This window comes from Corallococcus sp. Z5C101001, from assembly GCF_007352635.1.
In the GTDB taxonomy this organism is placed as follows: Bacteria; Myxococcota; Myxococcia; order Myxococcales; family Myxococcaceae; genus Corallococcus; species Corallococcus silvisoli.
In genome coordinates, this window is the sequence record NZ_VKLU01000003.1 from 531189 (window position 1) to 543824 (window position 12636).

The 12636-nt window shown below is 72.2% G+C and carries 9 protein-coding genes; 1 reads left to right on the plus strand and 8 read right to left on the minus strand.

Annotated features, from left to right (window positions below; translation table 11 throughout):
- The first annotated feature begins 37 nt into the window (after positions 1-37).
- Complete coding sequence (locus tag FOF48_RS08180; protein ID WP_143899625.1) at positions 38-994, plus strand: phosphoribosylaminoimidazolesuccinocarboxamide synthase; 957 nt, start codon at positions 38-40, stop codon at positions 992-994.
- 30 nt (positions 995-1024) lie between these two features.
- On the opposite strand, the gene purB is transcribed toward FOF48_RS08180, so the two are convergent.
- From purB to rpsO, 8 genes are all read right to left on the minus strand, one after another.
- A complete protein-coding gene (purB, locus tag FOF48_RS08185; protein ID WP_143899627.1) occupies positions 1025-2338 on the minus strand; it encodes an adenylosuccinate lyase in 1314 nt (437 codons plus the stop codon).
- Positions 2335-3294, minus strand: a complete 960-nt coding sequence (locus tag FOF48_RS08190) for an ABC transporter substrate-binding protein (protein WP_143899629.1) — start codon at positions 3292-3294, stop codon at positions 2335-2337. The genes purB and FOF48_RS08190 overlap by 4 nt, the downstream gene beginning before the upstream one ends.
- Positions 3291-6461 (minus strand): SUMF1/EgtB/PvdO family nonheme iron enzyme, encoded by a 3171-nt coding sequence (locus tag FOF48_RS08195; protein WP_143899631.1) that lies wholly within the window; start codon positions 6459-6461, stop codon positions 3291-3293. The genes FOF48_RS08190 and FOF48_RS08195 overlap by 4 nt, the downstream gene beginning before the upstream one ends.
- A gap of 110 nt (positions 6462-6571) precedes the next feature.
- The gene (dut, locus tag FOF48_RS08200) at positions 6572-7027 is read right to left on the minus strand and encodes a dUTP diphosphatase (RefSeq protein ID WP_143899633.1); all 456 of its coding nucleotides are present in this window, start codon (positions 7025-7027) and stop codon (positions 6572-6574) included.
- A 75-nt stretch (positions 7028-7102) separates the two neighbouring features.
- The gene (locus FOF48_RS08205) at positions 7103-8113 is read right to left on the minus strand and encodes a M23 family metallopeptidase (RefSeq protein ID WP_143899635.1); all 1011 of its coding nucleotides are present in this window, start codon (positions 8111-8113) and stop codon (positions 7103-7105) included.
- An 11-nt stretch (positions 8114-8124) separates the two neighbouring features.
- Positions 8125-8919 (minus strand): hypothetical protein, encoded by a 795-nt coding sequence (locus FOF48_RS08210; protein WP_143899636.1) that lies wholly within the window; start codon positions 8917-8919, stop codon positions 8125-8127.
- Positions 8920-9717: 798 nt separating this feature from the next.
- Positions 9718-11874: a polyribonucleotide nucleotidyltransferase gene (gene pnp, locus FOF48_RS08215; protein ID WP_143899638.1), complete on the minus strand. Its 2157-nt coding sequence runs from the start codon at positions 11872-11874 to the stop codon at positions 9718-9720.
- A gap of 405 nt (positions 11875-12279) precedes the next feature.
- Positions 12280-12549 carry a 30S ribosomal protein S15 gene (gene rpsO, locus FOF48_RS08220; protein ID WP_014398807.1) on the minus strand — a complete coding sequence of 90 codons (270 nt, stop codon included), beginning with the start codon at positions 12547-12549 and terminating at the stop codon, positions 12280-12282.
- Between the last annotated feature and the right edge of the window lie 87 nt (positions 12550-12636).

A 12636-nucleotide genomic window follows, 5' to 3' on the forward strand; every position in this document is an offset into this window, starting at 1 on the left:
CGGCGGTCAGTGTCCGGGGCCGCGAGGCGCCCCCGACGTGAACACCTCCGCCCTCCACGCGCAACTCACCCACACGCTCCGCCAGACGGACCTGCCCGCCCTGGGAACCCCCTACAAGGGCAAGGTCCGCGACACGTACCGCAAGGGCGACACGCTGGTCCTGGTGACGAGCGACCGCCTCTCCGCGTTCGACCACGTGCTCACCACCATCCCCTTCAAGGGCGAGGTGCTCAACCGCCTGGCGGCCTTCTGGTTCGACCGCACGAAGCACATCTGCCCCAACCACGTGCTGGACGTGCCCGACGCGAACGTCACCGTGGCGCGCGCCTGCCAGCCGTTCTCCGTGGAAGTGGTGGTGCGCGGCTACCTCACCGGCAGCCTGTGGCGCGACTACGAGAAGGGCACGCACACCGCCTACGGGGTTCCGTTCCCCGAAGGGCTGCGCAAGGACAGCGCGTTCCCCACGCCCATCCTCACGCCGTCCACCAAGGCGGAGTACGGCCAGCACGACGAGCCCATCTCCGAGGCCGAGATCCTGGCGCGCGGGCTGGCCACGCCGCGTGACTGGGCCCGCATCACGGAGGCCGCCCGGGGCCTGTTCCTGGAAGGCCAGACGTGGGCGCGCACGCGCGGCCTCATCCTGGTGGATACCAAGTACGAGTTCGGCAAGGTGGGCGACGAGCTCTTCGTCATCGACGAGATGCACACCCCGGACTCCAGCCGCTACTGGGTGGCGGACGAGTACGAGGCGCGCTTCGCCAAGGGCGAGGACCAGCGGATGCTGGACAAGGAGAACATCCGCCAGTGGCTCATCCGCGAGCGGAACTTCTCCGGCCACGGCGCGCTGCCCGCCATCCCCGACGACGTGCGCGTGGACCTGGCCACCAAGTACGTGGCCGCCTACGAGCGCATCACCGGCATGCCGCTGACGCTCACCCCCGGGGACGTGCACGCGCGCATCGAGTCCAACCTGCGGGCGAAGGGATACCTGTAGCGGCAGCCCCGTCGCCCGGTGCGGGCCGCGCTAGCTGGCGCGGCCGAACACGCGCTGGAACACCGCGTCCATCTGGCGCGTGTGGTAGCCCGGGGAGAAGCAGTCGGAGATCTCCTCGGGCGTCATCATCTTGAGCAGATCCGCGTCCGCCAGCAGCGCCTGCCGGAAGTCCACGCCCTCCTCGAACATCTTCATCGCGTTGCGCTGGACGACGACGTACGCGGCCTGCCGGTCCATGCCCTTGCGCGCCAGCTCCAGCAGGAGCCGCTGCGAGTTCACCACGCCGCCCAGCAGGTCCAGGTTCTTCTTCATCTGCTCCGGGTAGACGCGCATGTTCTCGATGAGCCCGGCGAAGCGGTGGAGCATGAAGTCCAGGAGCACGGTGGCGTCCGGACCAATCACGCGCTCCACGGACGAGTGCGAGATGTCCCGCTCGTGCCACAGCGCCACGTCCTCCATCGCGCTCACCGCGTAGCCGCGCAGCAGGCGCGCCAGGCCCGTGAGGTTCTCCGACAGGATGGGGTTGCGCTTGTGCGGCATGGCGCTGCTGCCCTTCTGGCCGGGCGTGAAGGGCTCCTCCGCCTCGCGCACCTCCGTGCGCTGGAGGTGGCGGATCTCCACGGCGAACTTCTCCAGGCTGGCGCCCACCAGGGCGATGGCGGTGAAGAACTCCGCGTGCCGGTCGCGCTGCACCACCTGGCTGGAGGCGGGCGCGGGCGTCAGGCCCAGCTTCTGGCAGACGTGCTCCTCCACCGACGGCGGCAGGTGCGCGAAGGTGCCCACCGCGCCGGAGATCTTCCCCACCGCGATGGTGTCGCGCGCGTGCAGGAGGCGCGTGCGGCCCCGGCGCAGCTCGTCGTACCAGATGGCCAGCTTGTGCCCGAAGGTGATGGGCTCCGCGTGGATGCCGTGGCTGCGGCCCATCTGCAGCGTGTGCTTGTGCTCGAAGGCGCGCTTCTCCACCGCGGCCATCACGCGGTCCATGCCCTTGAGGAGCAGGTCCACCGCGTCGCGCAGGGTGAGCCCCAGCGACGTGTCCAGCACGTCCGAGGACGTCATGCCCAGGTGCAGCCAGCGCGCGCTGGGCCCCACGCGCTCCTCCACGAAGGTGAGGAAGGCGATGACGTCGTGCTTGGTGGTGCGCTCGATCTCCTCGATGCGCGCGGCGTCCGCTTCGGTGAAGTCACCGGCGCGGGCGAGGCAGTCGGCCAGCGCGTCCCTGGGCGCGAGCCCCTGCGCGACCATGCCCTCCAGCGCGGCGAGCTCCACGTCGCGCCAGCGGCGGTAGCGGGCGACGTCGGACCAGAGGGAGGCCATTTCCTGACGGCTGTAACGTGGAATCACTCGTAGACCTTCACGGCAAAGTCCCGGCGCGCCGCGAACCGGAGCACTTCCAGCACGACGTCACAGGACGGACCTGACTTCTTCGCGGCGGTGAGGTTGAACGAAAGGTCCAGTCCTTCGGGCCGCGCCACCGCCAGCGCGCCGGGGTCGACCTTCTCGTGGATGATGCGGTTGGCCAGCCGCCCCGCCTGCTGACCGAGCGCCAGCGGGGCTGGCGAGAGGGCCAGCGTCGCGCCCTCCTTCACCTGGCTGGCCGTGAGCGCCACCAGCGGCACCTTGCGGGAGGCACTGAAGGCGATGAGGGCCTGGACGACGGAGGCGTTGCCCACGGTCTTGTCCGCAACCATCAGCAGGCCGTCCACCTTCCCCGCCGCGCCCTCCAGCACCTCGCCCACCCGCTCCTGCGCTTCCACGGCCAGCGGCACGATGGTGAGCCCAAGGGCCGCGCCAGCGGAGCGGGCCTGCGCCACCGCCCCCGCCGAGGAGCGCGGGTCGTGCAGGATGCCCACGCGCTTCGCCCCTGGCGCCACGGCCTTGAGCGCGGCCAGCTCCGGACCGAAGTCGCTGGTGAGCGCGATGCCGGTGACGTGCGGCGCCTCCAGGCCGTACTTCTCGTGGTACGGCACCATGGCGAACAGCACGGGCACGTCCTCGCCCAGCGAGCGGCGCGCGGCGTTGGCGGCCAGGGGGCCCAGGGCCAGGACCAGCGCGGGCTTCTGCGCGGCCAGCGACTTGAAGACGCGCGCCGCCTCCGTGGGGCTCTCCTCCAGCGTCAGCTCGGTGACGTCCGCGCGGGCCTCCGACGCGAAGCCAGCGAGGAAGGAAGCGTACGGCGCGAGGCTCGCGGACTTCACGGCCACGACGCGGGGACGGCCCGGACCTCGCTGCGCGGCCTGCGCGAAGGCGACGGCGGGCAGCAGGAGCGTCAGGAGCGCGAGCCGCCGGAGGTTCGTCATCGCGCCACTTGCTGGCAGCAGCGGAAGCCCACGTCCGGGGCCTTCAGCGACGGGGCGCCCCTGCGGCGCGCGGAGCACCGGGCGGCGTCGCTGGGCTTGTCGAAGGAGCCGCCCTTGATGAGCCAGTCCTCGGTGTTCAGGTAGTGGGAGGAGGTCCACTCGGCCGCGTTCCCGGACAGGTCGGCCGGGCCGTAGGCGGAGCGGCAGGCGCTGAAGGAGCCAGAGGTCGCGATCTTCCGCGCGGCCCCGTCCGCGGCGCCGGTGTTGCAGACCTTCTGGACCTGCTCATCCCCCGAGGAGAAGCGCGCGTTGCCGGGCCCCTTGCAGGCCTTCTCCCACTCCTCCTCGGAGCACAGGTGCTTGCCCAGGTCCTCGCAGGCGGTCTTCGCCTCGAGCCAGCTCGCCGCGAGGCGCGGCTTGTGGCCCTGCTGGTTGGGGAACTCGAACTCGTCCACGCAGAAGCTCTCCACCATGACGCTGTCCATGCGCATCTCGTCGCTGGAGCCAGCGGCCTGGAGGTCTTCCGGAGGGGAGCCCTTCTTGAAGCTGCCGCCGCTCACCAGGCGCATGTCGGGGGGACAGCGGTCCGTGGCCAGGATGCCACCCGCGGCGGTGGACGACCCAGGCGTGGCGGGCCCGGTGCCGTTCCTACCGGCCTGGGCCTGACGCAGGCGCAGCCAGAGATAGCCGCCGCCCGCGCCCAGGACGATGCCCATCACCGCGAGGACCACCATCCACATCATCGAGCTGGACCCCGCCGAGCGGGCCGGCTTCGCCTGCGTCGCCCGCGTCACGGGCAGCGTGTGCAGGCCGGAGGTCGCGGGCGACAGCCGGCGCGTGGCGGCGCGAGCGCCCGACACGTCAGGCGGGGGTTCCCCTTTGCGCGAGCGTCCACCCGTCGAGTTCTCGTTGGCGCCCCGAGCCGATCCCTGGGCCGCGGAGGCTCGCGAGCCGCGAGGGCCGGACGGCTCCGAGCCGCGCGGGTTCGCCGACGACGCCATGCCCGAAGCCCGCGAGTTGCGGCCGTTCCGGCCCGAGGAGCGGGACTCGGAGGGTTCGTCGTCGTCGGAGCCACGACCGCCAGAGCGGCCGTCGCTCGCCGGGTCCGCGCCGCGCCCGGAGCGAGACTCCGTGGCGGATGCATCCGCGTTGCGCCCGCCGTCACCGCGCCCACCGGCCCGTCCATCGCTGGAGGACTCGCCACCGCGACCGCTCGCGCGCCCGTCATCGCCGCGACCGCCGGACCGTCCGTCGCTCGACGCGGCGTCACCGCGACCACCGGAGCGTGCATCACTGGCCGAAGCGTCACCGCGACCATTCGAGCGAGCGTCTCCGGACGAGGCTTCGCCGCGACCGTTCGAGCGCGCGTCCCCGGACGAAGCCTCGCCACGGCCGTTCGAGCGCGCATCTCCGGACGAGGCTTCACCACGGCCATTGGAGCGCGCGTCCCCAGACGAAGCTTCGCCACGACCGTTGGAGCGCACGTCCCCGGACGAAGCTTCGCCACGGCCATTGGAGCGCACGTCCCCGGACGAGGCCTCGCCACGACCGTTCGAGCGCGCATCTCCAGACGAGGCTTCGCCACGGCCATTCGAGCGCGCATCCCCGGAGGACGCCTCGCCGCCACGGCCGCTGGAGGACTCGCCACGCCCTCCCGAGCGCCCTTCGCTGGACGCGGAATCCCGACCCGAGCGCGCATCCCCGGAGGACGCCTCGCCGCCACGCTCTCCGGAACGGGCCCCGCGGGGATCCGCGGGGAATGACGGCTCCTCCGCCTTCGCGAAGATGCGCATCACCGGCTCGGCAGCCTTGGCCTTCGGCTCCTCCGCCGCGCGAGAGGCCGCCCGGGGCTCCAGCTGTGTCGCCGCGTCGGGGGCCTGCCCCAGCGCGCGCGGATCCGCCTCCGCGCCCCGCCGCCCCGCCGGGCGCTCCGCCACCGCGCGCATCTCCTGCTGCGTCGCCGCATCGGACACGGAGCGCGCCTCGGGCCCCGTGATGTAGTCGAGCGCCTGCGCGTTCGAGCCCAGGATGGCCGCCAGCGTCGCCGCGTCCAGCGGCTGCGTCGCGTCCGGTGGGGGCTCTTCGTCCTGCGCCGGGGTGGGCGCGGCCGGCGTCGGTGCGCTGGCGATGGGGAGCATGCCGGTGGGCACCGGTGGCAACGGCTTGTTCGCCGCCCGCGCGGCCACCGCCGCCGGGGGCAGCGCGCCCGTCGTCGGCACCGCGCGCTGCCGGGACGCCGCGGCCGGGTGACGCTGCACCAGCGCCGCGAACTCCGCGTGCAGCTCACCGCCCGACTTCGGACGGGCCAGCGGGTTCTGGTTGAGCGCGCGCCGGTACAGCGACTCGAACGCGGGAGGCAGGTCCGGATGCCGCACCGTCACCTCGGGCACGCCGCCGTCCTCCGGCAGCAGGCCCGTCACCATCTCCCCCATCAACACGCCCAGCGAGTACACGTCCATGCGCGTGTCCAGCTCCGCGCCATTGACGTACTCCGGGGCGATGTACGCCGCCGCCCGGTGCCCCTTCTGCGCCTGCACGAAGGGCAGGTGCGGCACCGCGAGCCCCAGCCCGCAGTCCGTCACCTTCAACAGGTCCGGCAGGACGAAGACGTTCTCCGGCTTCAGGTCCGCGTGCGGCCCGAAACGGTGCGCCCCGTCCAGCGCCGCCGCCATCTGCGCCAGCAGCGGCTCCACTTCCTTCAACGAGAACAGCTGCCCCTTCGCCGTGCGCTGCTCCATCATCCGGCGCAGCGGCAGGCCCTCCAACAGCTGCATCGTGAAGAAGGGCCGGTCCCCGTCCACCCCCTCTTCGTACACGCGCACCAGGTTCGGGTGGTTGAGCTTCTTGCCCACCCGCATGGACAGCGCGAACTGCGTGCGCTCCTCGGGCTGCTGCACCAGCCGGGGCTGGATGACCTTCAGCGCCACCTCCACGTCGATGGCCTGGTCCTGCGCCCGGAAGACGAAGCCCAGCGGCCCCGCGCCCACCACCTCCTGGATGGCGTAGCGGTCCGCGACGACGTCGCCCGGCTTGTACGGCGCCCCCTCCGCTCCCCGCTTGCGCGCAGCCCCCGCCGCCTGGCGCGCGGCCGCGTCGAACTTCTGGCCACACGTGGCGCAGGTTTCACTCGTATCGGGGACGTGGCTGCCGCAGCGGTAGCAGAGCAAAGCAGTGAAACTCCGGAACGAGGTCGCGGGGGGCGGCCTCCCGGCGGACGGCCGGGAACTCCATTCTGCCCGCTCCGGAGCCGTTGAGGAACGACGTTGCGCGCCGGGCCTCAGCGGCCCGTGGACCCGAAACCGCCGTCACCCCGGGAAGTCACCTCCAGGACGGCCACCTCGAGCAGGGCCGCGGAGGTCACTGGCGCCACCACCAGCTGGGCCACCCGGTCCCCCCGACGCAGCGTGAAGGGCGCGTTGGACAGGTTGATGAGCAGCACCTGCACCTCCCCCCGGTAGTCCGCGTCCACCGTCCCGGGGGAGTTGAGGCACGTCACCCCGTGGCGCAGCGCCAGCCCCGAGCGGGGCCGCACCTGCCCCTCGAAGCCGGGGGGGAGCGCGAAGGCCAGCCCCGTGGGCACCGCCATCCGCTCCAGGGGTTGGAGCACCCGCTCTTCGTCGATGTCGGCCCGCAGGTCCAGGCCCGCGGCTTGCGCCGTCTCATAGCGGGGCAGCGGCAGGGGGTCCGGATGCGAGCGCACCCGGCGCACGGGGACGGTCAGCGAGGGGTCCATGCGCCTGCCGTAACACGCACCCATACCCGCCTCTACTTCCTGGCCCCGACGTCACGGGTCGTCCGGCCAGCGCGCTCACAGCTCGGTCGCGCCGTCCGCCATGCGCAGGGCGGTGCGGAACCCCAACGGATCCACGGGCCGGGCGGCCAGCTCCAGCTGGTAGTGCAGGTGCGGCCCGGTGGAGCGGCCGGTGCTCCCCGACAGCGCGATGGCCTGGCCCCTCTCCACGCGCGTGCCCGCCGTCACCAGCAGCTCGGAGTTGTGGCAGTACGCCGTCGTCACGCCCCGGCCGTGGTCCAGCACCAGCACGCGGCCGTTGACGGAGTCCTCGCTCGCGCGGCGCACCACGCCCGCCGCCACCGCGCTCACCGTCGTGCCCGAGCGCACCGCCAGGTCCACCCCCGTGTGCATCCGCCGCGTGCGCAGGGTCGGGTGGACGCGGTAGCCGAACGGGCTCGTCACCGGCGCGCTCTCCGCCACCGGCCACCCGAGCATCAGCGCCGTCGACAGCGCCAGCGCCTGCGCCGCGCCCACCGAGGAGCCCTCGAAGCCCGGCGGCAACTGCTTCGCCAGCCGCTCCAGGCTGAGCGCGCCGCCCTCCGCGTCCACCCGCGCCAGCGCGAACCGCGCGGGCACCCGCCCGGCGAACACCGCCGTCAGCCGCGCCTCCTCCGACGGGAAGTCCCCGGCGAGCGCATCCAGCAGCCGCCGCGTCGCCACGGGCCCACGCGTCGGGTCCACCAGCGTCTCCGGCGCGATGCCCAGCTCGCGCGCCAGGGCCAGGGCGGGCTCGCGCGCCTTCGGGTCCAGGGCCTTCAGCGCCGAGTGCGCCCCCCACGCCAGCGCCTCCGCGCTCGTGGGCACGCGCGTGAGCATCACGGCGGGCAGTGCGTCCGGCATGGGCACCGCCGTGCCGCTCACCCCGTCGTAGTACGCCAGCAGCGGCCGGGCCGTGGTGCGCGTGTGGAACGCCCAGGCTCCCGCGCGCCGCAGCAGCGCGCCCGCGGGCGTGTGGTGGTACGCGCACCACACGCACAGCAGCGCGAAGGTGAAGTCCAGCAGTCCCCGGGCGCGTCGAGCGAACATGCGTCAGGGCCTCAGCGAAGGAAGGACAGCACCGGAGCCGCGTCCCACGCCGCCGCGAAGCCCAGGGGCGCCACCAGCAGGCAACCCACGAGGCCTCGCGTCCACGCCCGCCGGGGGCCCACCGCCTCGCAGGCCGCGTCCGCGTGCTGGAGGTTTCGCAGCACCGCGCGCCAGCCCAGCGACACGCTCACGCCGCACAGCGCCGCCACCGCCAGCCCCCGGGCGGACAGGTCCGCGGCGGTGTCGCCGAACAACGGCCGCCACGACAGGTACACCGTGCCCTGGACCAGCCGCGCCACCGTGCACGCGCCCGCCACCACCACGCCCGCCGTGGCCAGGGGCCGCACCCACCGCATCGGCGTGGGACGGCGAAGACAGCGCCGCAGCAGCGCCTTCCACGAGGAAGCCTCCGAGGACACCTCCAGCCGCCGCCAGGCCTCCGCCGGCCGGGGCGCCGCCACCTCGCGATAGCCGAGCGCCGGCAGCGCCAGGAGCAGGTCCGCCGCCAGCTCCCACACCAGGGCCAGGGCCCGCGCCAGCCGGGTGCGCGTCTCCAGGGACACCCAGTCCACCAGGAACGCCGTCGAGGACGACTGTCCGACCCACGCGTCGAACGCCGAGTCCAGCCGGTCCACCCCCGTGAGCAGCCGGTCATCCAGCGTGTCCGCCGCCGCGTGTACGCCCACCGCCACCAGCGCCAGCAGGCCCAGCGGCATGAACGCCCAGCGGAACGCGCCCAGGAAGCGGGACACATCCGTGAGGAAGCTGCTCGAGGGCTCCGGGGAGCTGGATGGCTGGGACGGCATGGCGACGCCTCCGGAGCGGTCCCCCATCAACGAGGCAAGCCCCGCTGGGGATTTAAACCGCCAGGGCCGGAGCACGAAAACCCAGGCGGCCCGGAGCGCGCCCGGCAGATCCCCGGGCCCGCGACACCCGCCCCGGGCTCGACACGCGGACCGGAGGCGCCCGGCCTCCGCCCCTCGCCCCCGGCTCGACACGCGAACGGGAGGCGCCCGGCCTCCGCCCCCCCCGCCCCTGGCTCGACACGCGGACGGGAAGCGCCCGGCCTCCGCCCCTCGCCCCCGGGCTCGACACGCGGACGGGAGGCGCCCGGCCTCCGCCCCTCGCCCCCGGGCTCGACACGCGGACGGGAAGCGCCCGGCCTCCGCCCCTCGCCCCCGGGCTCAACACGCGAACGGGAGGAGCCCCATATCCGCCCCCTGGGCTCGACACACGGACGGGACGAGCCCGGCATTCGCTCCCCTCGGCTCGACACACGGATGGGACGAGCCCGGCATCCGCCCCCGCCCGCAGCTCGACACGCGGACGGGAGGAGCCCCATATCCGCCCCCGGGCTCGACACACGGATGGGACGAGCCCGGCATTCGCTCCCCTCCGCTCGACACCCGGATAGGACGAGCCCGGCGCCCGCCCCCACTCCCGGCTCGACACGCGGACGGGAGGAACCCGGCATCCATCCGGCGCCTGGTCCGCGGCCCCACCCACGACAACGCCCCGCCCCTTCGCGCCCGGAGGCGGGAGGAGACGGGGCGTCGGGAAGCGGCCTTCCTCGCGGGAGGAAGGCCTCTACCGGAAGGCCAGACTCAGGCCTTCGCGTCCGGCGTCGGGGCCGCGGGGGCGGCGGCCGGAGGGGGCGTGCCCTGCGCGGTGGCGCGCTCGGCCATGGCCTCCTTGCGAGACAGGCGGATCTTGCCCGTCTTGTCGATGCTGACGACCTTCACCAGCACCTCGTCACCCTCGCTCAGCACGTCCGACACGCTCTTCACGCGCTTGTCGGACAGCTCGGAGATGTGGATGAGGCCGTCGGTGCCCGGGAACAGCTCCACGAAGGCGCCGAACTCGGCGATCTTCCGCACCGTGCCCGTGTAGATCTTCCCGATCTCCGCCTCGCGCGTGAGCGCCTGGATCATCGCGATGGCCGCCTTCACCGCCTCGCCGTTCGCGCTGGCGATGTCCACGCGGCCGGTGTCCTCGATGTTAATCGCGGCACCCGTGCGGGCGATGATGTCCTTGATCACCTTGCCGCCCGGCCCGATGACGTTCTTGATGAACTCCGGACGGATCTGGATGGTGGTGATGCGCGGCGCGAACTGGCTGATCTCCTTGCGGGGAGCGTTCAGCGTCTTCGCCATCTCCGCCAGGATGTGGATGCGGCCCTGACGCGCCTGCTCCAGCGCGCGGCTCATGATCTCCGTGGTGAGGCCGGTGATCTTGATGTCCATCTGGATGGACGTGATGCCGTTGGACGTGCCGCAGACCTTGAAGTCCATGTCGCCCAGGTGGTCCTCATCCCCCAGGATGTCGGACAGGATGGCGATCTTCTCACCCTCCTTCACCAGGCCCATGGCGATGCCCGCCACCGGCGCCTTGATGGGGACGCCCGCGTCCATCAGCGCCAGCGTGCCACCGCACACGGAGGCCATGGACGAGGAGCCGTTGGACTCCAGGATCTCCGACACCAGGCGCACCGTGTAGGGGAACGAGTCGCTGGCCGGAATCATGTTGCGCAGCGCGCGCTCCGCCAGGGCGCCGTGACCGACCTCGCGACGGCCGGGGCCGCGCAGGGGCTTGGTCTCGTTCACGCTGAAGGGCGGGAAGTTGTAGTGCAGCATGAAGCGCTTGAAGGCCTGGCCGCTCAAGAGCTCCAGCCGCTGCTCGTCCTCGCTGGTGCCCAGCGTGGCGACCACGAGCGCCTGCGTCTCGCCGCGGGTGAACACCGCGCTGCCGTGCGTGCGGGGCAGCACGCCGACCTCGTTGGTGATGGAGCGCACCACGTCGTGGCCGCGGTCACCGATGCGGCCACCGTTCACGGTGAGCTCACGCATGTGGTCGTACTTCAGGTCCTCGATGACCTGCTTGGCGTGCTTCTCCACCTGCGGGGTGAACTCCGCGCCCATCTTCTCCTTGAGCGCGGCCACCGCCGCCTTCTTCGCCTTGGAGAGCGCGTCGTAGCGGGCCGCCTTCTCCTTGATGGCGTAGCCGGCCTTCACGCCGTCCATCGCCAGGGCGCGGACCTGCGCGCGCAGGCCCTCGTCGATGGTGGCCAGCTTGTCGTAGGAGCGGACCTGCTTCTTCAGCTCGGCGCGCAGCTGGTCCTGGATGTCCAGGGCGGGCTGGGCCTGCTGACGGCCGAACTCCAGCGCCGCCACCATGTCCGCCTCGCTGACCTCCTCCGCGCCACCCTCCACCATCACGATGGCCTCGCGGCTCACCGCCATGACGAGGTCCAGGTCGCTCTGCTCGCGCTGCTTCGCGGTGGGGTTGGCCACCAGCTGGCCGCCCACGCGGCCCACGCGGATGCCCGCGATGGGGCCGTTGAACGGGATGTCCGACACCCACAGCGCCGCGGAGGCGCCGGTGATGCCGTGGATGTCACCCTCGTTCTCCGGGTCCGCGGAGATGACGGACGCGATGACCTGCGTCTCGTAGGCGTAGCCTTCCGGGAACAGCGGGCGGCAGGAGCGGTCCACCAGACGGGAGGCCAGCGTCTCCTTCTCCGTCAGACGGCCCTCGCGCTTGAAGTAGCTGCCCGGGATGCGGCCCGCCGAGTACAGCTTCTCCTGGTACTCCACCGTGAGGGGCAGGAAGTCGACGTCCTTCTTCTCCCGCGCGCTCACCGCCGTGATGAGCAGCATGGTGTCGCCGTAGCGGACCACCACCGCGCCGTCAGCCTGCTTGGCCAGGCGGCCCGTCTCGATGCTCAGCTCGTTCTCACCAATCTTGACGCTCTTCTTCAACATGTCGTGTGGCCTCTGTGCCTGCTTCGCGTGCGAAGACCCGCGCCAGCCACGGCCGGCCCACGTGCATGGGGCCGGGCCGCCTGGAAGGGGCCTTCTGGGAATGAGCGGTCGCCAGGGCCTTGAAGCAGGCACATGCCAGACGAACGCTGCCTGTACTGCGGAAACGGGCTCCGTTGCGGAGCGCCGGAGGGATGGACCAGACCTCTTGATCCCTGATCACACCCGCCCACCTGGAACCTCAGGTCGGCCGGTCTGAACGGAAACCAAAAGAGCCTGCCTCCACCACGCCCTCGCCCACTCCTTCGCCCACGTCCGCGCTTCTGTTTGAACCGGTGCTGCGAAACCGTGCTGCCTAAACGCGCGGGGCGCTGGTGTTGTGCCAGCGCCCCGGGTGCTCTCCAGTGCCTACTTGCGGATGCCGAGGCCCTCGATGAGCTTCTTGTAACGGGCCACGTCCTTGGACTTGAGGTAGTCCAGCATGCGGCGGCGCTGACCGACCAGCTTCAGCAGACCGCGGCGGGAGTGGTGGTCCTTCTTGTGGGTCTTGAAGTGCTCGGTGAGCATGTTGATGCGCTCGGACAGCAGCGCCACCTGCACCTCGGGCGAGCCGGTGTCGGACTCGTGGGTGCGGAACTTCGTGACCAGCTCGCTCTTGCGCTCCTGATGCAACGACATGGCTTCTTCCTGAATCCCGCTCCGGGGTGACCGCTCGTGCCGCCTGGGTCCGCGGAGGGGTACAGACCAGGCCATGTCCTTCTAACG

What these genes read in the sequence shown, in the direction of transcription:
- FOF48_RS08190 (WP_143899629.1), bottom strand. Translation starts at nt 3,294, where the DNA reads ATGACGAACCTCCGGCGGCTCGCGCTCCTGACGCTCCTGCTGCCCGCC.
- dut (WP_143899633.1), bottom strand. Translation starts at nt 7,027, where the DNA reads ATGGACCCCTCGCTGACCGTCCCCGTGCGCCGGGTGCGCTCGCATCCG.
- FOF48_RS08205 (WP_143899635.1), bottom strand. Translation starts at nt 8,113, where the DNA reads ATGTTCGCTCGACGCGCCCGGGGACTGCTGGACTTCACCTTCGCGCTG.
- FOF48_RS08210 (WP_143899636.1), bottom strand. Translation starts at nt 8,919, where the DNA reads ATGCCGTCCCAGCCATCCAGCTCCCCGGAGCCCTCGAGCAGCTTCCTC.
- pnp (WP_143899638.1), bottom strand. Translation starts at nt 11,874, where the DNA reads ATGTTGAAGAAGAGCGTCAAGATTGGTGAGAACGAGCTGAGCATCGAG.
- rpsO (WP_014398807.1), bottom strand. Translation starts at nt 12,549, where the DNA reads ATGTCGTTGCATCAGGAGCGCAAGAGCGAGCTGGTCACGAAGTTCCGC.